The sequence below is a fragment of the Sulfitobacter dubius genome (assembly GCF_027214245.1).
Taxonomy (GTDB): domain Bacteria; phylum Pseudomonadota; class Alphaproteobacteria; order Rhodobacterales; family Rhodobacteraceae; genus Sulfitobacter; species Sulfitobacter dubius_A.
Window position 1 is genome coordinate 1 of sequence record NZ_JAPWHM010000006.1, and the last position, 22454, is coordinate 22454.

The following is a 22454-nucleotide window of genomic DNA, read 5'->3' on the forward strand; positions in this document are numbered from 1 at the left end:
AGCGCCAGGGGCCGGTCTGTCGCGGCCGGCCCAGACCTGCCATTACCTTGATGATCGAACGCTGCGATGCAGCTTCACGATATCGGCCATTCATCCCTCGCGCATCATTTTCGAAGGTGAAGGTCGGCGGAGCGGACAAAGGAAGCATCCGCTCGAGTTATCTCCGTCTCATCATGCAGTTTTTCGAGGAGCTGGACCGCGCGTGAGAGGTCACGTCCGTTATCCGCGCCTCATCTCGCGATCGTTTTCAAGATGACCTCTGCGGCCTCCTTCGGGCGGTCCCATTGCGGGAAGTGGCCACACCGCTCGAACCAGTGTAACCGCGCGGTGGGGAAGGCCGCTTGTGCGCGCTCCGCCTGACGTGGCAGCAGGAGTCGGTCCTGACGGCCCCAGCCAATCGTCACGCGGCCCGGAGGTGTGGCGGTCCCCTCCTGCAACGGACCACGCGCCAGTTCGCGCAGCATCGCGTCGAACACATCGGTCTCGGCTATGGCCGTCAGCTCGTTCCGGACCAGCATGGGATCAAGGGCGCCGGGCTTCGCCGACAGTTGCGCGAGCAGAACGGCCCGCGCGGCACGGCTGTGCGAGAGCGCCGGAATGTGCCGCCGCAGGAGGCGCACCAGCCGGACCGAGGCGGCAAGCGTGGAGCGGAACCACGCCGTCTCCCAGCCGCACCAGAAACCGCCCGGATCATAAGCGACCGTGTGGCCGCCGATGCCCCGCCGTGCCAGTTCCAGCACCAGCCGCGCGCCGACAGAACTGCCGACGGTATCAATGTCGACAAGCCCGTTCCGGTCGATAAACTGTTCGAGCGCATCCGCATAGGCGGCAATCGTCTGGCGCCCCGGAATCGCCGGAGACCCGCCGTGTCCAGGCAGATCGACCAATATGACTTCGCGTTCGCGAGCAAGCATCGGCAGTATGCCGTCCCAGGACCGGACGCTTCCACCCAGCCCGTGAACCAGGAGCAAGGGTGTTCCGGCACCGTGACGTTCGCAATTCAGTTCTATGCCCAAGGAACGTTCGGCAGCGAAACTGGTTCCGCCGGTTGTCCTGGTAGCCGACGGGTCGTCGTGCCGACGGAGGCATGCAGCGGACGCGCATATTCCGATCCTCCTGCGCATCGCCGCCGCCGACGCACCCGCGCAGCAGATATCAATTCCTGACCCCTGTGCGGTCGTCTCGCCGCAGTCAAGGACGGCCCAAACCGGACACTCAGCACTTCTATCAGAATCTGCGGCCGCAGTCCGCATTACAGACTTTCGCTGCAGGAGCAAAATCTAAAGAGTAAAAATCAAACAGATCATCGAATAAAGGGACATTTGCATTGTCATCCTATAGGAGGGTGTAACGTCCTCCGTAACATCCTCCATACGCCTACTGAACAGAGACGTTACTTCTTGAAATCAGCATCTCGATTGGCATCCCGCCTGCGCTCAGCGACAATTGAGTTGTCGAACCGCGAAACTGTCTTGTCTACCCAGCGGTGAACTAGAGGATTGGACGAAACGTCTTTCAGCTGAATCAGTCGCGCCCTCTCAGTTTCGATTTTATTGGTGTATGACCCCCACCAGCTCCCTGATGTAATTCTCGAAGTGACGGCATCCAATGCGTCCAAATCATCAATGTATTGGTCAGTGAAATCGACAAAATTGGCTGACCACTCGCTATTTTCTTCGTCACCTGGGAATAGCTCAATCCATTCAAGCACGAGTGGCAGACGCTCTTTTTTTTCGTCAAGCATCCAAGCAACAATTATTTCCATAGGCATGTCGTTAAGGACGCCAGCGCCTGCAGGGTTCCCTGTTCGCGCCTTGAAAAGCCCATTTAACCGATGCTCCCGCAAGGCATCCGCATTTTTTATATGTTCATGAAATTTCTGCCACACCTGTTCGGGGTCGATAGAAATTAACTTTCGGAGAATTTCTTGGGCGTAATCGTCAAAAGAGAGTTGGACACTGTACTCCTCAACTTCAGTTACGCTCAGAATAAAATTCAACAATTTTTCTGCGAATGTATCGTCCACGAAACCTTCATCGAGCAACTTCTCTACAATGTCGTGCCAATGGTACCAATCCATGTTCGAATAGTTATTACGCTCAAAGAGGGTGGGATTTGCTACGATACCCTTGACGACCTCAACAAACGGTTCTCGATTGAAGCTTTTCTTGTAGAGCATCCGTCCTATGAAATCGATGGCAGCCCACGCGCCAACGCTGCCGCGTTGATTCATGATGTGGAGCAGATCAACGATGAGATCAGGGGCGATACCTTCCAACGTCTCAGAAAAAGCAATTGCGTCGGTGGAGCGCGGCTCGATTTTGCCCTCATTCAGCAGTTCGATCACGCGACACATAAGTGAGTCATCCAAACCTGCAGCGGCGATAAAGTTAACTGCATGCGGAACAAGCACTTCGACAGCGAGGGCTTCGTTCAGGCATTCAAGCGCGGTGTCACGGTTATTCCGGCGTGCGCCCCTGATGACGCTACCTACGAAATTCGCAAACTTCGTTGTATCGTCTTGCAGCGACTGCAAGCTCTTTAAATGTTCAAGCAATGTGTGCGGATCATCGGCGTGGGCGGAAATCTTATCGACAGTGATCCAGCCCGAATTGAATTCTCCAACTGCAAACGCATCTAAAACTGGAAAGAAATGTTCCGCAGTCTTCGGGCTGCGTGCAACAATTTCTTCAACCTTGTTAGTACTATAATTAAAGTCGTTTTCGCCATCGCGATTGTACATGGCATCCGGGTCATGAATGTCAATCGCCCATCCCGAACTGTAGACTAGCAAAAGCTCAACATCAGATTTCGGCAACAGCTCGTCATAATATGTGCGGAGCTTGGCCTGATAGTCTTCAGGAGTATGATTTCGGTCGAAGTAGAGCCATTGGTTGACGGCCATAAGCGGTTTGGTCCAATGCGGATGGCGCTCAAGCAGCCGAGCAATCATGTCTTGAACTTCGCTAAACATTGGTTGGATATGAAGCAAGCTCCTCAGATGCGAACCGATGGAATTCAGCGCGGTTCTTGCATGCTCTTGTTGGTCGCCAAGTGCGATGCGCTCTAAGCGTTTTAGAGCTTCCCGATAGTAATCCCATATCTCGCCATAATTTTTGGGATGCCAATCGTCGAGCGCTTCATCTGCTCCGATGTTCTCGCTCCCACCCGATCTGGAAAAATGTCCGCTTTCTAGCATCCTATCGAGTGCTGAAAGGCAAATTTCTTGCACACGTTGGTCTTTATGGGAGAGACCTTCATCAAGAACAAACAATTTTTCCCTTGGGGTTGCTTCCGTGCCAGAAAGTTGAAGTTGGTACAGGCTCGTGAACTGTCCAGTTGCATTGTTGGCCCAATTCTCATTTTCTGCCGCACCTAGAAGAAGCAGAAGTCGGGCGGCTGAAATGAAAGTCTGATGCCGAAATACCAGCTTCTCCAAGGCCCACACGACATGGCGTCGTCCGGTTTCAAAAGACTTCAACTCGTCAACAGATTTTTCACCAAGCAGCCGTTCCAGATGGTCCATCGTTGCGTCGGGCGCGAGATGGACAAATCGATCAAGCAATTTTGAGCCAAACTCAGTATCCAGAAAGGCTAGGTCAGGTAATGCTTCTCGGACTAGTTCTTGGGCGAACTCTCTGACTCTTTCAGACCATGACACCCACCTTAGGCGTCCGACCATGCGAAGTCTCATGTCTTCACTCAAAGACCAGAAAAAGCCCGCCAATGTACCCGATGGTTTAGATTCCAACCACATGTTCGCCAATCTCATAGCAAGCGGGAGGGGTTGAACAGCGGCATAGTCTCCCTGCCTAAGGATTACGCCGGTTTCCGCGAAAGAGGCCAAGTCGCCGAAAATTTCTTGCGAGTCACGCCCCGCGAATTTGGCGACTTCTTCGAGTTCGCTACCCACATCTCCCTCGACCCCGACTAGCGTAAACAGACTCACGAGCTGGAGGCTTTCCAGCGCGGATGCGTCCTCACCACGCTCACCCCAAACGATGCGGGAAACCAATGCCTCGACAGAACCAAGCTCGAAGTCTTTGTCTTCCAACGCCCTTGCAGCAAAAACGGCCATTCGTGGAAAGCCCTGGGCTAATTCGCGCACCAACGTGGCGTTGCGTCCCTTTGCGCGTTCGTGAACAGCGCTCGCGATGTCGATGATATGCTCGTCGGACGCCGGATTGAGTTTCACGACGAGGTTCTTCCGCATCGACTGCGCGTTCGATTCGACACCAATCGTAATGACATTGCACTTCGAGCCTTGTCGATGCGCAATCTCGCTTAGTCGTGTGTGAATTGGGTTTGGGCAATCATCGACGATCAAAATTGCTCGCGAACCAGAGTCGGCAATCTCGCGGGCGAGATTGAGCAGCCGATCACCGACATCTTCATAGTTGCAATAGACAACTTGATTGGCATCCAATGCATCGTCTGGTTCTGCACCTTTGTTAATGAGTTCATAGACGAAACGCGTTTTTCCAAACCCTGAAGGTGCAAAAACCCGAAGCGCGTTACCTCTGTCGCCGAAAAACTTGAAGATTATCTGGCGAATTTCTTGCAGATCCTTCTCTTCGGCGATGCTCGGGTCATCGTTTTTCCAACGCCGTATCTCTGAGCCTTGCGCCAAATATCGAGGCTGTTCGCTGACTTTATATGGAACCTCCGATATTTCGGGCGATTTTGACCAATCTTCGTGGGTCTGAAATCCACCTAAATGTACATCGCGTAATATGGCGTTGAGCCAAAGCCCGACGGACGGATGAGCGTTTGTCCATGCCGCAAGTTTGTTGCAGTCGAATATGTCTATTGAGGTGAGTCTGCTTGGATCATGCCCTGCCTCAATAATACCATCGCGAATAGCGTTGATACGATCCGTTCGTTTTGTTCCAACGACTGCCGTTGCTGTGACGACAATATATGCTCCGCTTCGGTTGATGGTTTGAACGAGGGCCTCATTCAGAATCTTTTTGTTGCCAGTCTTTTGAGAGGCTTTGGTCCAAGTCTCTTTTTTTAGACCGGATGGTGAAGTTGCCCCGCGCTTACTCTGAAACACTGAGTAGCGGCTCGGCAACCAATCTGTTTGGTTTGGGCCTCCTGACCACTCTACTCTGCCATCTTCACCACCATCAGCGATGGTGATCTGAGCGGGTACGCTGCCAGAGCGGAGTGGAATACTGTGCTTGAGAAGTTCCGCATTGACGAGCCGACGCAGCAGTTCCACGATCTGGTTGGCGTCTAGCCTTTCTATTTGGTTTGCATCAACTTCAAAGATCATTCTTCGCACGTTTCCTCTGTTGGTTCGCCCTTCCCGATGTATTGGCCGAGATTGCGGTCGTAGGGGCCTGCGTTGGGCAGTACAATTGCTACACCACAACAAATAGGACAACCAGCACGATCAATGAGTCTTGCGGCTTGAACGCGAGTTGGCTTAACGCGCTCCTGCTTCAGTAAAGAATGTCCGCTCTTCGAGGCTCAGCTTTCCAAATGCGCGGGCGCAGCGAAAGTCCGGAATCCGCCCCTTGCGTCCAAAGGCTTAGCCAACCGCAGCGAAAACCATGGTCCGCGATGAATAGGACTTCAAACATGCGGGGCGTCCTTAGTCCCGTTGAGTAGCTTCAACCCTATCTGCCCACCGTCTCGGGAGGTTCATGCGCAAGCTGCATCAAAAGGTAAGTAAGATTAGTCTGCACCAGTCTTTTCCGGAAAAATGATTTAGAAGTAGGCCCCGTAGGCTTTGCCGTAGAAATTGCACCTCGCATCTGTAGGCACAGCGTTTCCGTTATTGGTAGGCTCCGCTGCGACTGCGAATTCGTAACGATAACTTAAAAGGCAGTTGCAGGGTGACTTCTGGCCCCAATAGGGTGGGCGTCAACCATGCAGTTGACATGTATATCGAACTACGAGCCTGATCATGGATTGATACCAAGCGGGGCTAGTACAAAAATGTTTGGGACCGCTTGCCATAAGTAGTCACATGATGGACCCCGTCCGTGAACAAGCAGTTCGGCTGGTTGATGAGGGAACAATTGCGATCAAGCAGGGCGAGAAGCGCGTCGATCCTAAGTCGTTCATTGGGATATACCGCATCGCCATCGCCAAGAAGCCGAATTAGTCTTGCGCCAAGCCGCGCCACCAAACGGCCTGTGGTTTGTTCTTTGGGTGCCGGCGGTTCACTCCGGGGCGCCGTCGTTCAACCAGACCGGCCCACGTTCGCCCAATGCCACCTTGGCTTCATGCACCTTTCCTTGAGCAGTTTTCACGTCTTCATTTGTCTTTGCATTCTTCACAGCCAAGCGTGCTTGCATGAGTTCTTTTACAAGCGCCGCCCGTTCCGCTTCGGGGAGGGTGGGATTGGTACAATGCGAAAGACGGTTCTTGAAAAACAATAATTTAAGGGGGATTACCTTAGCGGAATTGCATGACATACTAGCATTCCAACTATTTTCAGATGCAGGTTAAAAGATGGCGAAGATGACCAAGGATAAATTGCGCTCGCGAGATTGGTTTGCGCGCGAAGGTGATCCGGAAATGTCGGCGCTGTATCTTGAACGTTATCTGAACTACGGGCTCACGCGCAACGAGCTTCAGGGCGGCAAGCCGATCATCGCGATTGCACAGACGGGCAGCGATCTCAGCCCCTGTAACCGCCATCATATCGAGCTTTCCAAGCGTGTCAGGGATGGAGTTATCGCGGCAGGCGGGACCTGTATCGAGGTGCCTGTGCATCCCATTCAGGAGACCGGCAAACGCCCTACGGCCAATCTGGACCGCAATCTTGCCTATTTGTCATTGGTTGAGACGCTTTACGGCTATCCAATCGATGGCGTGGTCCTGAACATCGGATGCGACAAGACGACTCCGGCCCTGTTGATGGCGGCTGCGACGGTCAATATTCCGGCGATCGCACTGTCTGTCGGCCCCATGTTGAACGGCTATTGGAATGGGGAGCGCGCAGGCTCGGGCACGGTGATCTGGAAAGCGCGCGAGTTGATGGCAAAGGGCGAGATCGATGGCGAAGAGTTTATGGAGATTGCCGCCTCCAGCGCGCCATCCGTCGGATATTGCAACACGATGGGAACGGCCACCACGATGAACTCCCTGGCGGAGGCTTTGGGCATGCAGCTTCCCGGCTCCGCTGCCATTCCCGCGCCGTACCGCGAACGCGGGCAGATCAGTTATGAGACAGGAAAGCGTATCGTCGGGATGGTCTGGGACGATCTGCGCCCGTCCGACATCATGACGCGGGAGGCTTTTGAAAACGCCATCGTCATCAACTCGGCCATTGGCGGCTCTACCAATGCGCCCATTCACCTCAATGCGATCGCGGCGCACCTCGGGGTACCGCTGGACAATGACGACTGGCAAGCCTTGGGGCATAAGGTGCCGCTGTTGGTGAACCTCCAGCCGGCGGGGGAGTATCTGGGCGAAGATTATCACCGCGCGGGCGGCGTGCCTTCCGTGGTGGCGCGTCTGTTGGAGGGTGGATTGCTGCCGCACCCTCAGGCGACCACTGTGAATGGACGGTCGATGGGCGACAATTGCGAAGGGCGCGCCGCGACGAACGATGACGTGATCCGCAGATTGGAGAACCCGCTATCGACGAATGCGGGGTTCTTGAACCTCTCGGGCAACCTGTTCGAAAGTGCGCTTATGAAGACCAGCGTAATCTCTGACGATTTTCGCAAACGCTATTTGTCGAATGCGGACGACCCCAATGCCTTTGAAGGCCGCGCTATCGTGTTCGACGGCACTGAGGATTATCACAACCGCATCGATGACCCTGCCGAGGATATCGACGAGAACTGCGTCTTGTTCATGCGGGGTGCGGGGCCGAAGGGCTATCCGGGCGGGGCTGAAGTGGTCAACATGCGCCCCCCTTCCTATTTGCTGAATAAAGGGATCGCCGCCTTGCCCTGCGTCGGCGACGGGCGGCAGTCTGGCACGTCCGGGTCGCCTTCGATCCTCAACGCCTCACCCGAAGCAGCGGAGGGAGGCGGCTTGGCTCTTTTGAAAACCGGTGACCGGGTGCGATTTGATCTGGGGAAAGGGACCGCGGACATGCTGGTACCGCTGGATGAGCTGGCCGAGCGGGCGCGTCAACTTGTCAGCGACGGGGGATACCAAATGCCCGCCAGCCAGACACCGTGGCAGCAGTACTTCCGCGAGCTAACAACCGGATTGGACAAAGGGATGACATTGCGCGATGCGCCTTTCTATCGCGATGTCGCCCGTAAGAGCAGTCCGAGGGATAGTCACTGATGACCGGTTTGTTCATCCTATAAAGAGGGCGGACGCCATTCGAGCGTGAGTTGGCGCCCGTCTCTAGCGCCCCAACCAGCCGCCATCGACAGGCAACGTAATCCCCGTGACATAACGCGCGGCGGGGGAGGCGAGGAACGTGACCGCACCCGCGATATCTTCAGGCTCGGCCCAGCGACCCAGTGGGATACGGTCGAGGATCGCTTTGTTCCGCTCGGGGTCAGCGCGCAGGTCTGCGGTGTTGTTGCTTACGACATAGCCCGGCGCGACAGCATTCACTGTGATTCCCTGTGCCGACCACTCGTTAGACAGGGTTTTCTTAAGCCCCGCCACGGCGCTTTTCGATGCCGTATAGGATGGCACGCGAATGCCGCCCTGAAACGAGAGCAGCGATGCAACGTTGATCACACTGCCGCTTTGTTGTGCCGTCACGCGCGTCTCGCGTCCTGGCCAAGCCCACGGAAGAGACCAGCTTCAGGTCGAACCCGGCCAGGCCAAGATGGTGGGCCAAGGCACGGTGATAATTACCGGTCGCCTCAAACCCGATCCGCACTGGCAGATCATAGCTGGCAAGAGCGGCTGAGAGGCGCTGAAAATCCTCCAAGGTGTTCGCAATTGTCATGCGGCGGCGACGCTTTTTGCCCGGGATGCCAATCAGCACCTCGTGCCGATGCTTGGAAATGTCGATAGCGACCAACACGGTCGTAAGGGTAGAATGGGTAGCGGTCATAGCCGGTCTCCTCAGCAGTGTGGTTGTGCAAAACCATTGTTGAGACCTGAGACCCGGTTATGGCCACCCGCTGCGCAATTTAGAGGCTGCGCAGGCGGCCATAACCTACCAGAAGCCATTCTTCCCGACGTGCTGCGGGACAGAGTTCACGAGTCGGGCCATTCTGGGGTGGGCCGATCAGAACGCAATTCCGTAGCACTATATCGACCCAGGGAAGCCGCAGCAGAACGCCTTTATCAAGTCATTCAACGGCAGCCTGCGCGACGAGCTGCTGAACGAGGAGATATTTGACACCCTGGACGACGCCCGCCGGAAGCTGGCGCTCTGGCGTTACGACTACAACACCGTCAGGCCGCACTCATCGCTCGGGAACAAAACACCGATCGAAGCGAGCTGGACGCTTGAGCAATTTAAGTGCTCCGCGCCCGGCGCGCTTGCCCAGCCCGAAACCGACGACTATCAAAATCAAACCCGCAGGCTCTCGTCATGAACGAGGGACCAGTGGGGGGCAGGTCAATGCTCTTATCTGAAAGCTCATGCCAACCGGCGTCGCAGAGTTCGTCCGACTATTCGTGTTTAAGCGACGCTCCTATATTCCGAAGCCAAACCAAAGACGGGAAGTTGTTGCCTCTTTCGGCAGCTGGAATGCGCTCCGGTTGCCGCAAATGTGAGCGTAATTTATGCAGGCGGGCCAGAACGGCGCTTATACAGCTCCGTTGAGGATTTAAAAACAAACAATCTTGACTGCTTTTAAATAAGCTCCCAACCTAACTGAACATAAGAATCAAGATAGACATCTCAGGGAGCATAAACATGATTAAGCGTCTTCTCGCAGGAATGGTGATCTCGGGCATAGCCGGAGTCGCGGCGGCCGAAGTGGAATTTACAGCAAATTCGTTTTACGCGGCCGAACATCCTCATTCGAAGTATGGCTACATTGAATGGGCCAAAATGGTTGAAGAAATGTCTGGCGGAGAACTGAAGCCAAACGTCTACACCGGTACCGTGCTGCTCGCGCCGCGTGCGAACCTGCAAGGTATTCGCGACAACGTGGTTCAGGTTGCGCATCATGCGGCAGTATACACCCCCTCGGAGATGCCTGTTGCAAACAGCATCCAGGAACTGGGTTTTAACTATTCCGATCCGCTGACGATGATTTTAGCCTCGACCGATTTTAGTATGAACAACGAAACACAGCTTCAGGAATGGGCCGAAAAGGGGGTCGTATATCTTGGTTCTTATGCGACGCCGCCCTATGTCCTGTTTTGCCGTGAACCCGTGCGTACGCTGGAAGAATTCAAAGGAAAGCGTATCCGCACGGCCGGATCGAGCGTGTCGCAGTGGGTTGAAAAAGCAGGGGGCATCCCCGTCAACGTCCCCTCCAGCGAAATGTATACCGGCCTTGAGCGCGGGACACTCGACTGTGCTTCGAATGCCGCAAATGACCTCATTGACCGGTCGCTCTGGGAAGTCGCGGAACATACCACGATGCTGTCGACAGGCATGTATTGGACGGGCCCACAGTGGGGCTTCAACCCTGAATTCTGGTCTGGGCTTAGCACCGAGCATCGCGAAATTCTGCTGGAAACAACCGCACGTGCTATGTCGCGCATGATTGTCGAGTATGTCGGCAGCGCCGAAGAAAAGCTCGCTCTGGCGAAGGAGAAGGGCAACAATGTCTATGAACCGGGCGAAGACCTGCTTGCGTCGGCTGAGGAGTACCGCGCGAACTCAGTGGAAACCGCTTACCAGACCTCGCAAGAGACCTATGGACTGAGCAACGGCAAAGAGGTCATCGATGACTTCATCGCGACCCATGAAAAATGGGAAGACTTGCTGACCGACGTTGACCGTACTGATGCGGATGCGGTTGCTGAACTGGCCTTGCGCGAGATCTACAGCAAAATCGACGCCTCCACTTACGGCATTCAATAATACTGAGAAGGGCGCCCGCGTGGCAATCGCGCGCGCCTTTATGATGGAGCGCGGGCACATGGCAGAACGAAAACGACGCACTCAGGCCGAACGGTCGCTTGAGACGACTTCCAGCCTTCTTGAGGCCACGCTGGCGTGTATCAAGGACAAGGGGCTGATCAACACCTCGACGACTGAGGTGGCGCGACGTGCGAAAGTTTCGCGAGGGGCGCTGCTGCATCACTTTCCGACCAAAGAAGAATTGATGGCCGAAGCCCTGCGGTCATTGCTGTTGCGCGAAACAGAAGAAGCCGAACGGGCGGCAAGTTCCGTTGTGGATGACTCACTCACGATCGACCAATTTCTCGACTTCGTCTGGCAACGGTTCTCCGGTGACCTGTACATGGTCTCAATGGAATTTGTGAACGCCGCGCGCACAGATCCTAAGATCAAGGCCGCATTGGTGCCTGTCGGGCAGGACTTCAACGACGCTTATGGTCGTATCTGGGAAAAGATCGATGGGCCGTCCGATGACCCCGCTGTGCAAATGCGCCAAAAGGTCGAGATCACCGCGATCATGTGTTTAGCGCGCGGAATGGCAACGCAGACGATCTGGCGCGATGACCCCGACCTTTTCCGCGAGACGATCAATTACTGGAAAGGGCTTCTGAAGCTTTCGCGTAAACATCAAAATTCCGAGCGTGCATCATGAACGAGATAGAAACACGCGGAGAAGACGGCACATTTTCCGTTCTTGACCGCAGTATCTACCTGCTGAATCGAGGATTTGTCGTGTTTGCGGCTATGGCGCTCATCCTGATGATGTTCCATGTCACTGTTGAGGTCGCAGGCCGTGCGACCGGTGCCTTTACGATGATCGGCACGTTAGAGATCGTTTCCTTCTACTATATGATTATGCTGGTCATGCTGCCGATGGGCTTTGTTGAGCTGCGTAATGAACATATACGGGTTGATCTCTTTGTTCAGTGGATGCCTGCCCGGGTGCAGCTTGTTCTCTACGTACTCAGTTGCCTTATGAGCATCACTTTCTTTGCAATGATGTTCTGGCAAAGTTTCTATGATGCGCTGAACTCCACTCAGCGAATGGAAACCATCATGTCGAATTTCATCTTCTACATCTGGCCGAGTCGCTGGGCTTTGCCGATCGGTTTCTTCGGGTTGTTGTTGGCCTCGCTCTCCAACCTCCTGAAATCAATCCGCCATAGAAAGGCGTTGTAACGTGGACAATACGACTATTGGAGTGATTGCTGTCGCAGTTACGCTCTTGCTCATCGCACTACGCTTTCCGATTGGGGTGGTACTGGGACTAGTCTCAATCGTCGGCATCGCTGAGATCACCAATATGCGCATCGCATGGGGCGTAGTGTCAGCAACGCCGTTCGATTTCATTGGTCAATGGGAACTGACTGCAGCGCCGATGTTCCTTTTCATGGGGTATTTGGCCACCGAGGGGAAGTTGACCAGTGGGTTGTTCGGCGCACTCAGGTTGTTTCTCGCGCGGCTTCCCGGCGGCTTGGCAATTGCGAGTGTGGGGGCCTGCACCTTTTTCGCGGCGGCCTCTGGCTCCAGTGTTGCCACAGCGGCGGCCATGTCGCGCATCGCTGTGCCTGAGATGCTCAAAAACGGGTATGATAAGGGGTTAGCCACTGGCACAATCGCGGCCTCAGGCACATTGGGTTCGCTTATTCCGCCCAGCGTATTGCTCATCCTTTATGGCGTATATGCGCAGGTTTCGGTTGGCCAATTGTTCATGGCCGGCTTTATTCCGGGGCTGATGTCGGCCGTTCTGTATGGGATGATGATTGTCGCGCGCGTGAAGGCAAAGCCAAGCCTTGCCGGCACTGTCGTGGTTGAGGCTACGCGGGCGGAAAAACTTGAGGCCCTCAAAGAAATCTGGCCCCTGCCGACCCTGATCCTTCTGGTTCTAGGCGGGATATTCAGCGGCTATTTCTCACCCACCGAAGCGGGCGCGCTGGGTGCATTCTTTGCGCTTTGCATCGCCTTGATAAGGAGATCGCTAAGCTGGGTGGAATTTAAGGCCGCCGTGGTTAGCACGCTGCAAAGCACCGCGTCGATCTTTTTGATCCTGATCGGTTCGGTTCTATTTACCAAATTTTTGGCAATGTCGCGTTTGCCGACAGCGTTTTCCGGAATGATCCTTTCTGTGAGCGACAGCCAGTGGTGGATCCTATTCGCGGTCGCCGTGATCTATCTTCTCCTCGGCATGCTGATCGATTCCATCGGGTTGTTGCTGCTCACCCTGCCGTTGATCCTTCCACTTGTGGATGCAGCGGGGATCGATGCGATATGGTTCGGCATCATTGTCATTAAGCTGCTCGAAGTCGGCCTGGTGACCCCGCCAATTGGGCTGAACGTCTATGTCATCAAAGGTGCTCTAGGAGACCTCGTGACCCTGCCCGAAGTTTTTCGTGGGGTAGCGTGGTTCATTGTAATGGACTTCGTCGCCTTGCTTCTAATCATCCTAATCCCCGCTTTGTCGCTCTGGCTTCCGTCGCTGCTCTACCAATGAACGAGGGCGCTCGTACTCCAGCCTTCGCTGATGGCGGATCACCAAAACTCATAACGCGACTATTAAGAAAAAAGGAACTCCCATGACTATGCAGATTATCCGAAACGCCCGCATCATTGATGGATCGCAGGACCGTGCGGCTGACCCGCAGGACATCGTCATCGAGAACGGCGTCTTCCAGGAGGTATCCGATAAGGTCTCTCTGCGTTGCGACAATGAAATCGACGCGAAAAACCACTTCGTGATGCCCGGCTTAATCGACTGCCATGTGCATGTGATCGCCACGACAGCTGACCTAAAAGCGAATGCCGACCTGCCCAACTCACTGCTTGCCTACCGCATGATGGCGCTGATGAAGAACATGATATCACGTGGCTTCACGACGGTCCGCGATCTGGGCGGCGCAGATGTCGGCATCGTCGATGCAATTGAGGAAGGTCTGCTGGTCGCGCCCCGTCTGGTGATCTGCGGAAAAGCACTGTCGCAAACCGGGGGGCATACGGACTACCGTGGTCGATACAATCCACGCAGTGTGGATTACTATCGTGATCAAATCGGCGCGATGGGGAGGATCGTTGATGGCGTCGACGACCTGCGCCGCGCTTGCCGCGAAGAGATCAAGGGCGGGGCAAATTTCATCAAACTTATGGCCAATGGCGGTGTCTCTTCACCGACTGATCCTATCGGATTCTTGGGATTCTCTGTGGCAGAGCTTGAAGCAGCGGTCGAAGAGGCGTCCAACGCAGAAACCTACGTCGCAGGCCATCTATATACCGATGAGGCGATCAACCGGGCCTTGGACGCTGGTGTTTACTCGATCGAGCACGCAAACCTGATCAAACGCGAAACTGCCCGCCGCGTGGCCCAAAAAGGGGCGGTCGTCGTCCCGACCAACATCACATATGAACTCCTTGGTACGCGGGGCGCCGATTTCGGTCTGCCGCCTGAATCGATCGCAAAGGTCGCTGACGTGCGGGACGCAGGGTTGGAGGCCCTGACCATGCTTCATGAAGAAGGAGTGCTGATGGGCTATGGCTCAGATCTGCTGGGGGGCATGCAGCACTATCAGTCGGGCGAATTCCCTCTGCGCGGTCGCTTCCTCCCGGCCCATGTCGTCATCCGCTCGGCAACCTTGGATGCCGCTAAGGTGATGCGAATGGAGGGGCAGATCGGCTGCATCGCAGAAGGGGCGTATGCGGATCTTATCATGGTGCGGAGCAATCCGTTGGACGACCTTTCAGTGCTTGACGGGCAGGGCGAGCACATCAATGCGATCATGAAGGATGGTCGCTTCGTGAAGGCTTTATAAAAGTCGCCGATCGGGGGGGGGCACCCCCCCCCTTCCTAATACAAGGCGGTGAAGGTACTGCTCGAAACATACCTTACAATAGGATCTATTCATGCCCGCCCTAGACCAGATCATCGCCTTTCAAGACGAGTTGACCAGCATCCGCCGTGACTTCCACGCTCATCCAGAAATTGGGTTTGAAGAATTTCGCACTTCGTCTCGCATTGCCAAGTTACTGGAAAGCTGGGGCATAGAGGTAACGCGGCAAGTCGGAAAAACCGGCGTAGTGGGGGTGCTCAACGGCGCACGCTCTGGTCGTACAATCGGTCTCCGCGCGGATATGGATGCCCTGCCAATGGAGGAGCGGACGAATCTGCCATATTCATCTCAAAACGAAGGCGTGTTTCATGGCTGTGGTCATGACGGTCATATAACAATGCTACTAGGCGCGGCGCGCTATCTAGCAGAGAACCGAAATTTTTCTGGCAGCGTTGTCTTTATATTCCAACCCGCAGAAGAAGGGCTGGGTGGCGCGCGCGCAATGATTGCCGATGGTCTTTTTGAGCGTTTTCCCTGTGACGAGCTTTATGGCATGCACAATTCGCCCTATAGCAACCATTCCGATATCTCAATCCGTCCAGGCAAAGCGCAGGCCGGGGCAAGCTTCTTCGATATCGACATCGTGGGCCAAGGCAGCCATGGTGCGATGCCACAAACGAGCCGTGATCCGGTAGTGATCGGCGCCGGATTAGTAAAAGAATTTCAAGAAATCGTTTCACGAAATATGGACCCGACCCATCCGGCTGTCGTTTCTGTCACGCAGTTTAACGCAGGATCGGCCTATAACGTTATTCCAGAGAGCGCTACGTTGCGGGGGACCTTTCGGTTCTTTGACGATGCCGATGGCGCGCTCATCGAAACGCGGATGCGCAAAATTTGTGCTGGATTTGCTCTATCACACGAGATCGCGATCAACGTCGATATCCGCAATATATTCAGCGTCCTGTCGAATGATCCGCAAAGGGTTCAAGACCTCATCGAGGTAGCGCGGGAGATTGTGGGAGACCAGGCCAAACTAAATGCGCCTCTCACGATGGGGTCCGAGGATATGGCGGACCTTCTCAACGTCGTACCGGGCGCCTTTTTTAATTTAGGACATCACGGAGACGTACCATTGCACAACCCGGGTTTCATATTTGACGATACAATCCTGCCTGTTGGGGCAAGTGTTTTCGCGCGGCTCGTCGAACGCCGCGGAGCTGCTTAATTTCTCATCAGTACCTTCACAGAATTATCAAAATTCCTAACCGCGCCTGATCACGGCGCGGTTTTTTGTTGACCGAATCATATTTCGTAATCCAGGTTGCTTAATATGGATCATATGTTCCAAAATATGGAACAACGGAGGTTTCGTGTCAATTCTGCAAAATGCCCAGGCTGTTCTTAAGCTTTACTCTGCCGACTGCCTGGAACTGACGGTGACGGATGTCGCCCGCCGTCTGGATATGCCAAAAGCGAATGCCTCCCGTCTAATGAAAGCGATGCGCGATACCGGCATGCTGAGCACAATCGGCGATACGATGCGCCATCGTCCGGGTACGGTGATGCTCGATTTGGCTGCTATCTTCCGGCGCTCGTCTCGGTTGATCTCCCGTGCGAGCGAAGCTGTCTCGACACTATCAACCCAGTTCGGCCACACTGGTTACATCTCTATTCTGGATCGCCAAGAGGTCACTGCGGTTGCTGACTTCCCGGGCACCAACGCGCTAAGGGTCGTATCGAACATCGGACGTCGGCTGTCGGCGCACCAAAGTGCCACTGGGCGGTCAATACTCGCGCGCATGTCGGACGATGAAGTTGCAGCGCTTTATGAGGAACAGCCTTTAACTGGCAGTTTGCGTTCTCAACTGTCGCAGATACGCCGGAACGGATTTGCCGCTTCCTCTCAAGAGAGCACTGCTGGTGTAGATGCAATCGCGGTCGCCGTCGGCGATCCCGCGACCCACGAAATCATCAGCCTATGCATCGTCTACCCGCACGGCATCGTCGATGACGATGGGCGCAATCAAATGCTTAAGGCGCTCGCACGAGCCGCGGGCGAAATTGCGGCGGACTTTGGCGACAGTGCCTTTGTCGCCCCCAATCTCGAATAATAAGGACAATTCGGTATGACTTTATCGCAAAATCGTTGGCGCGTCGGCTTTGATATCGGTGGCACATTCACTGATTTCGTCCTTTACGACGCCGAAACCGCCAATGTCACGCTGCACAAACGCCTAACCACACCTCACGATCCTTCGGAGGCAGCACTGCTCGGCCTTTCCGAACTTTTGGAGTTGCGGGAAATCAGCCATGCTGATGTTTCCGAAATTGTTCATGGTACCACTTTGGTGACCAATGCCATCATTGAACGGAAAGGCGCCCCAGTCGGCCTGATTACGACAACGGGTTTCCGCGACCTGTTAGAGATGGGCACCGAGCAACGGTACGATATTTATGATCTGTTCGTTTCATTTCCCGACCCGATGGTCAGCCGCGATTTGCGGCTTGAGGTTGCGGAGCGGATGAATGCTACAGGCGAGGTTGTTAAGGCACTAGATGAGGACGCCGTTCTTTCCGCCGCGCGTCAGCTTGTCGACGCGGGCTGTGAAGCGATTGCGATCACCTTCCTGCATTCCTACGCCAATCCCACACATGAACAACGTGCCGCTGAGCTGATCAGTGCTGAATATCCCGAGATTTCAGTATCCATTTCTTCCGAAGTCGTCGCAGAAATGGGCGAGTATCAGCGGATTGTAACAACTTGTGCGAACGCTTTCGTGCAGCCGCTTATGCACAGGTATCTGACCAAGCTGGAGCAACACTTGCGCGGTGCCGGTTTCGTCGGCCCGCTGCGTTTAATGCATTCTGCCGGTGGTCTTGTTTCTTTAGAGACGGCACGCGATTTCCCGATACGTCTGCTGGAAAGTGGTCCTGCTGGCGGTGGTCTAGCGACTGCACTCTTTGGCGAGGCCGCGGGCCTGTCGGATGTAATTTCTTTCGATATGGGCGGCACAACGGCGAAGGCTTGTATGATCGAAAACGGGCGCGCCGAAGTTGCGCCGATGATGGAAGCCGCTCGCGTTCACCGGTTTACGAAAGGGTCAGGCTTGCCGATCAAAGCCCCCGTGATTGAGATGATCGAGATTGGTGCCGGAGGGGGCTCCATCGCTGCAATCGACGAAGTAGGATTGCTTAAAGTCGGGCCTCATTCCGCGGGCTCAGATCCGGGCCCTGCATGCTATGGAATGGGCGGTTTGGAGCCCACGGTGACGGACGCAAACCTCGCACTCGGCTATTATGATCCCGGCTTCTTTCTTGGCGGGCAGATGAGTTTGGATCTCGAAGCGGCACAAACTGCAATTGCGCGTGTCGGCAGCCGCCTAGGTCTCACCGTGCCGGAAACAGCGCTCGGCATTCACAAGGTTGTGGTTGAGAGTATGGCGGCAGCGGCCCGCGTCCACCTTGTCGAGCGCGGCAAAGACCCGCGCGAATATTCGATGGTAGGATTTGGCGGCGCTGGCCCTGCGCATGCGGTCGATGTAGCACGAGCTATGGGAATTACTTCGGTTCTTATCCCGCCCGCTTCCGGCGCGGCTTCGGCGGTTGGATTCCTAGCAGCGCCATTGTCTTTTGATGGCGTACGTTCGCGCCGGGTTGAGTTGACGCCGGGCTTTGATGCAGAGGCCATCAATACCCTACTGGCGGATTTGGAGGCAGAAGGTCTGCACCATTTAACCCGCGCTGGCATTGATGCTGATCAGGCCGTGATCGAGCGCACCGCAGACATGCGTCTTGTGGGGCAGATGCACGATATCTCGGTTCCACTGCCACTGGGGCCCCTGGATGAAAGTAAACTCCCTGCTATCAGAGCCGCTTTTGTCAGCGCCTATTCGACGCGCTACGCTGAACCGTTTGAAGGTGCGCGTTTCGAAGCGGTAACTTTCCGTGTTCGGGTAGCCGGACCCACGCCAAAGCTGGCATTGACCGGTGCTACGGGCGGCGGCGACAGCGCCAATAGATTGAAAGGTCATCGCAAATGTTGGTTTGACGAGGGCGAGTTCGAAACCGCAGTCTACGACCGCTATGCTTTGCAGGCTGGCGATGAACTTTCTGGCCCGGCCATCATTGAAGAACGTGAATCAACGACTGTGATCGGCCCAAACGACTATGTCAGCATCGATGCTGGTTTGAACCTCTGTGTCAGAGTTGGCGCAGTCGCTGCTGCAGAAGAGTTGATCCCTGAGAATATGAGCCGCGCCAAGGCGGTAGCGAGAATCAAAGGTGACCCGATCGGTTTGGAGATCATGTGGTCACGCCTCGTGAACGTCGTAGAAGAAATGTGGCTAACAGTGTGCCGAACCGCATTCTCGCTCGTCATTGCAGAGGCGCAAGATTTCGCTTGCGAGCTGCTCGACAAGGATGGTGAGACATTGGCGCATAGCCCGCGCGCCATGCCGGTATTCAATTTGACGCTCCCGCGTGCAGTCAAAGCGCTACTGGCGGCATATCCAGCTGACACCTTGAAGCCTGGGGATGTGTTGATCACCAACGATCCTTGGCTTTGTGCGGGGCACTTATTCGATATTGCGATTGTGACACCGGCGTTCAGCAACGGAAAACTTGTCGGCTTGATGGGAACTGTCGGCCATGTCTCTGACATTGGGGGCACCAAAGACAGCCTTCATGCACGAGAAATCTATGAAGAAGGGCTGCAAATCCCACCGATGAAGCTTTTCGAGGCAGGCACTCCGAATGAAACGCTCGTGCGGATGATTCAGCAAAACGTCCGCAATGGCGAGCAGGTTCTGGGCGACATCTATTCCTTCGTCGCGGCAAATGCTTTGGGAGCGGAGCGTCTGGACGCATTCATGCGCGACTACGGGCTGCACGACCTCAGCGCGCTAGCCGAGGTTGTACAGGGGCTTTCGGAAAAAGCGATGCGCGACGCGATCCGCCAAATTCCGGACGGAGATTATCACTCGAAGATCACCAATAATCCGCTCGGCGAAATCATCGAATATCCGGTGCTGGTCAAAGTGGCCGGTGATGCGATTACGGTGGATTTTGACGGTGTGCCGCCGCAGCTACCGCAGGGTGGTTTGAACTCTACGCTCAACTACACGGCTGCCCATGCAACTTACCCGCTCAAGTGCATGTTGACCCCAACGGTGCGCGGAAATGCCGGTTGCTACCGCCCCTTCACAGTCACAGCCCCTGAAGGGTCCATTTTGAATCCGACCTATCCCGCCGCGGTGAACCTGCGGACACGGACCGGCTGGTATCTGGCACCAAATATATTCGGAGCGCTGGCGAGTGCCGCACGTGACAAGGTTCAGAGCTTTACCGGCCTAGCCGTCGCCGCCAATATCTACGGCCAAGATCCGTCAGGACAATTCTATTCTGACATGCTGTTCTGTGGCGGTGGGCAGGGTGGATCGGACCGGGGCGATGGCCACTCATCCTTGCTATGGCCAACCTCTGCGGCGAATACGTCAATTGAATTAATGGAAAGTCGTGTGCCGGTTCTGGTAATGGAAAAAGCCTATGTTCCCGACAGCGGCGGAGCAGGCAAAACTCGTGGCGGCTTGGCACAGCGTATCTTGTTCCGCAAGCGCGATGATGATGGCATCGAAATGCTTGTCTCAGTTTATCCTGAAGGGGTCGACAATCCGATTGACGGCTTCTTTGGCGGCTTGCCCGGACTTGGTGCGCGGGGACGGATTGTTTCGGCATCGGGCGAAGAGTTGCACGATTGCGGCACTGGTGAGCTTGTCTCGCTCTTCAGCCCGGACGAAGTCGTAGAACTTACACTTGGCGGTGGATCAGGGTTTGGACATCCAGCCGAGCGTGCGCCCGCTGCTGTGACTCGAGATTTGCAGCTAGGTCTGATCACACCAGACCATGCATCGCGCCATTATTCACAAGCGACACCTTCCACGCCAGCTCAGGCCAAAAGCAAAGTGCCTGCCTGATCCACAACGACGGGGGGCAGAAAATTACCCCCCGCTTTCCCAACCTGGAGAAACTGATGCATACTTCTTCCCCCCTAAATCTGACCCGTCGCAGCCTGTTGGCTATGGCTGGTGCCGGTCTCGCAACAACAGTCTTCCCTAAAGCGATGTTCGCTCAGAACTCTGCGGTTATGGTCATCGCATCGGGTCAGGATATCCCGAACTTTGACCCCCACACCGCGACCGGCTATTCGGCGTCTTTCTTTATGCGCAACGTCTACGATCCACTCGTGCGCGTATCCGGTAATCCGCCCGAACCAACGCCAGCAATTGCTGCCAACTGGGATGTAAGTGAAGATGGGCTGGAATATACTTTTAATCTGAACCCGGACGCAACATTTCACTCGGGCAATAATGTGACAGCAGGGGACGTCGTCTATTCCTTCCGGCGGGCTCTTCGGCTTGCCAAGGGTAACTCTTGGATGATCCGAGATATTGTGACCGAAGAAGGTGTCACCGCCGTAGATGACGAGACGGTCAAATTCACCCTCGCGGTACCGTTTGCGCCTTTCCTGCAGGTGTTGCCATGGGTCTTTATCGTCGAGAAGGCAGTGGTCGAAGCCAATCTCGGTAGCGATGATGGGCAAACTTGGCTCATGACCAATACGGCAGCGTCCGGACCTTTCGCCGTGACGCGTTACCAGCCCGGCACGCTCTATCACCTTGCGCGGGCGGAAACCGCTTGGCAGGCAGGAGGTGGTAACCTTGCAGGTGTTATCTGGCAGATTGTCCATGAAACGGCGACCCAGCGTCTGATGGTTCAGCGCGGCGAAGCACAAATCGCTGTGGACGTTACTTCTGAGGATATGGACGCTCTAGCAGATGCGCCCGGCGTTGTTCGGATACTTGAGCCCGAGTACCGGACATTCTCGATCAAAATGAATACCGAAAATGGACCCTGTGCTGACATTAATATGCGCAAGGCAATTTCCTACGCGACAAACTATCAAGCAATCATTGACGCCGCAGGCTATGCCGATCTGATGACGGGGCCTCTACCGGGGGGGATTTTGGGCTTCAACCCTGATCTGGCGGTCTATCGAATGGACCTCGAGAAGGCTAAGGAGCATCTTGCGATGACCGAAACGCCTGAGGGCGGGATTAAACTGCGGATGGTCCATGTATCGGGATTGGAGCAACAGCGCCGCTGGGCATTGATCATGCTCGACAGCCTGAAGGCGTTGAACATCGAATTGGAGATCATGCCAATGAACTGGCCCGACATGGTTGCCGCTAGCCAATCACCTGAGACCTTCCCTGATCTGTTCCCAGTCTATCAGACAGCAAACTATGGCGACCCGGATAACATCGCATATGCAGCCTACCATTCTTCCCGCAACGGCGGTTGGCAGAACGCTGTCTATAACAATCCAGAGGTTGATGCCTTGATCGAGGCGGGACGCGCCGAAGTAGACCCCGCGAAGCGCGAAGGCATTTATCACAAGTTTCAAGAAGTCGTTGTTGCCGACGCGCCGGATATTTTTGGTGTTCTGGAAAAGCGGCGGCTGGCGATGCGGGATTCTGTGAAGAACTATCACTTCACCCCCGTAGCTTCCAACGCGATTGAGGTTTTCGGCCTGTCGATGGAGTAAGCTACTTTTTTTAAGGGGGGCGGGCTCATCATATTGGCCCGCCTGCTCAGATTGAATACGCTAG

The 22454-nt window shown here is 55.1% G+C and carries 15 protein-coding genes and 3 pseudogenes; 13 read left to right on the plus strand and 5 right to left on the minus strand.

What is annotated here, in order from left to right:
- On the plus strand, positions 1 to 206 hold a 206-nt coding region (locus O4H31_RS15585; RefSeq protein WP_269347243.1), incomplete at its 5' end, for a hypothetical protein.
- Between the two features lie 24 nt (positions 207 to 230).
- Here the strand turns inward: O4H31_RS15585 and O4H31_RS15590 are convergent.
- Both O4H31_RS15590 and O4H31_RS15595 read right to left on the minus strand, forming a co-directional pair.
- Positions 231 to 1253: an alpha/beta fold hydrolase gene (locus O4H31_RS15590; RefSeq protein WP_331283701.1), complete on the minus strand. Its 1023-nt coding sequence runs from the start codon at positions 1251 to 1253 to the stop codon at positions 231 to 233.
- 140 nt (positions 1254 to 1393) lie between these two features.
- Positions 1394 to 5278: a hypothetical protein gene (locus tag O4H31_RS15595; protein WP_269347247.1), complete on the minus strand. Its 3885-nt coding sequence runs from the start codon at positions 5276 to 5278 to the stop codon at positions 1394 to 1396.
- A 699-nt stretch (positions 5279 to 5977) separates the two neighbouring features.
- Here O4H31_RS15595 and O4H31_RS15600 point away from each other — a divergent pair.
- Positions 5978 to 6115 carry a DUF3253 domain-containing protein gene (locus tag O4H31_RS15600; RefSeq protein WP_269347250.1) on the plus strand — a complete coding sequence of 46 codons (138 nt, stop codon included), beginning with the start codon at positions 5978 to 5980 and terminating at the stop codon, positions 6113 to 6115.
- 58 nt (positions 6116 to 6173) lie between these two features.
- Here O4H31_RS15600 and O4H31_RS15605 read toward each other — a convergent pair whose 3' ends face one another.
- Complete coding sequence (locus tag O4H31_RS15605; RefSeq protein WP_269347252.1) at positions 6174 to 6428, minus strand: hypothetical protein; 255 nt, start codon at positions 6426 to 6428, stop codon at positions 6174 to 6176.
- Between the two features lie 37 nt (positions 6429 to 6465).
- Here O4H31_RS15605 and O4H31_RS15610 point away from each other — a divergent pair, with 37 nt between their 5' ends.
- On the plus strand, positions 6466 to 8262 hold the full coding sequence (locus tag O4H31_RS15610) for an IlvD/Edd family dehydratase (protein ID WP_419723608.1): 1797 nt from the start codon (positions 6466 to 6468) through the stop codon (positions 8260 to 8262).
- Between the two features lie 63 nt (positions 8263 to 8325).
- Here O4H31_RS15610 and O4H31_RS15615 read toward each other — a convergent pair.
- Positions 8326 to 8676, minus strand: a pseudogene (locus O4H31_RS15615) (SDR family oxidoreductase); the annotation flags it as partial.
- 19 nt (positions 8677 to 8695) lie between these two features.
- Positions 8696 to 8992, minus strand: a pseudogene (locus O4H31_RS15620) (IS110 family transposase); the annotation flags it as partial.
- Positions 8993 to 9128: 136 nt separating this feature from the next.
- Here O4H31_RS15620 and O4H31_RS15625 point away from each other — a divergent pair.
- The 10 genes and pseudogenes from O4H31_RS15625 to O4H31_RS15670 form a co-directional block, all read left to right on the plus strand.
- Positions 9129 to 9482, plus strand: a pseudogene (locus O4H31_RS15625) (integrase core domain-containing protein); the annotation flags it as partial.
- Positions 9483 to 9805: 323 nt separating this feature from the next.
- Positions 9806 to 10927 carry a C4-dicarboxylate TRAP transporter substrate-binding protein gene (locus tag O4H31_RS15630; protein ID WP_269347256.1) on the plus strand — a complete coding sequence of 374 codons (1122 nt, stop codon included), beginning with the start codon at positions 9806 to 9808 and terminating at the stop codon, positions 10925 to 10927.
- A gap of 19 nt (positions 10928 to 10946) precedes the next feature.
- On the plus strand, positions 10947 to 11618 hold the full coding sequence (locus O4H31_RS15635) for a TetR/AcrR family transcriptional regulator (RefSeq protein WP_269347257.1): 672 nt from the start codon (positions 10947 to 10949) through the stop codon (positions 11616 to 11618).
- The gene (locus tag O4H31_RS15640; RefSeq protein WP_269347259.1) at positions 11615 to 12145 is read left to right on the plus strand and encodes a TRAP transporter small permease subunit; all 531 of its coding nucleotides are present in this window, start codon (positions 11615 to 11617) and stop codon (positions 12143 to 12145) included. Before O4H31_RS15635 ends, O4H31_RS15640 begins: the two co-directional genes overlap by 4 nt.
- A 1-nt stretch (position 12146) precedes the next feature.
- Positions 12147 to 13457, plus strand: coding sequence for a TRAP transporter large permease (locus O4H31_RS15645; RefSeq protein WP_269347261.1), 1311 nt, complete (start codon positions 12147 to 12149; stop codon positions 13455 to 13457).
- A gap of 82 nt (positions 13458 to 13539) precedes the next feature.
- Positions 13540 to 14766, plus strand: coding sequence for a metal-dependent hydrolase family protein (locus tag O4H31_RS15650; protein ID WP_269347263.1), 1227 nt, complete (start codon positions 13540 to 13542; stop codon positions 14764 to 14766).
- A gap of 91 nt (positions 14767 to 14857) precedes the next feature.
- Positions 14858 to 16012, plus strand: a complete 1155-nt coding sequence (locus O4H31_RS15655) for a M20 aminoacylase family protein (protein WP_269347266.1) — start codon at positions 14858 to 14860, stop codon at positions 16010 to 16012.
- Between the two features lie 145 nt (positions 16013 to 16157).
- Complete coding sequence (locus tag O4H31_RS15660) at positions 16158 to 16898, plus strand: IclR family transcriptional regulator (protein ID WP_269347268.1); 741 nt, start codon at positions 16158 to 16160, stop codon at positions 16896 to 16898.
- A gap of 15 nt (positions 16899 to 16913) precedes the next feature.
- Positions 16914 to 20759 carry a hydantoinase B/oxoprolinase family protein gene (locus tag O4H31_RS15665; protein ID WP_269347270.1) on the plus strand — a complete coding sequence of 1282 codons (3846 nt, stop codon included), beginning with the start codon at positions 16914 to 16916 and terminating at the stop codon, positions 20757 to 20759.
- A gap of 56 nt (positions 20760 to 20815) precedes the next feature.
- Complete coding sequence (locus O4H31_RS15670) at positions 20816 to 22390, plus strand: ABC transporter substrate-binding protein (protein ID WP_269347272.1); 1575 nt, start codon at positions 20816 to 20818, stop codon at positions 22388 to 22390.
- The last annotated feature ends 64 nt before the right edge of the window (positions 22391 to 22454 follow it).

Bases quoted from the DNA above. Each gene is read 5' to 3' on its own strand.
- O4H31_RS15605 (WP_269347252.1), bottom strand. From the start codon at position 6,428: ATGTCATGCAATTCCGCTAAGGTAATCCCCCTTAAATTATTGTTTTTC.
- O4H31_RS15655 (WP_269347266.1), top strand. From the start codon at position 14,858: ATGCCCGCCCTAGACCAGATCATCGCCTTTCAAGACGAGTTGACCAGC.
- O4H31_RS15670 (WP_269347272.1), top strand. From the start codon at position 20,816: ATGCATACTTCTTCCCCCCTAAATCTGACCCGTCGCAGCCTGTTGGCT.
- O4H31_RS15595 (WP_269347247.1), bottom strand. From the start codon at position 5,278: ATGATCTTTGAAGTTGATGCAAACCAAATAGAAAGGCTAGACGCCAAC.
- O4H31_RS15610 (WP_419723608.1), top strand. From the start codon at position 6,466: ATGGCGAAGATGACCAAGGATAAATTGCGCTCGCGAGATTGGTTTGCG.
- O4H31_RS15650 (WP_269347263.1), top strand. From the start codon at position 13,540: ATGACTATGCAGATTATCCGAAACGCCCGCATCATTGATGGATCGCAG.
- O4H31_RS15630 (WP_269347256.1), top strand. From the start codon at position 9,806: ATGATTAAGCGTCTTCTCGCAGGAATGGTGATCTCGGGCATAGCCGGA.
- O4H31_RS15590 (WP_331283701.1), bottom strand. From the start codon at position 1,253: ATGCGGACTGCGGCCGCAGATTCTGATAGAAGTGCTGAGTGTCCGGTT.
- O4H31_RS15665 (WP_269347270.1), top strand. From the start codon at position 16,914: ATGACTTTATCGCAAAATCGTTGGCGCGTCGGCTTTGATATCGGTGGC.
- O4H31_RS15600 (WP_269347250.1), top strand. From the start codon at position 5,978: ATGATGGACCCCGTCCGTGAACAAGCAGTTCGGCTGGTTGATGAGGGA.
- O4H31_RS15640 (WP_269347259.1), top strand. From the start codon at position 11,615: ATGAACGAGATAGAAACACGCGGAGAAGACGGCACATTTTCCGTTCTT.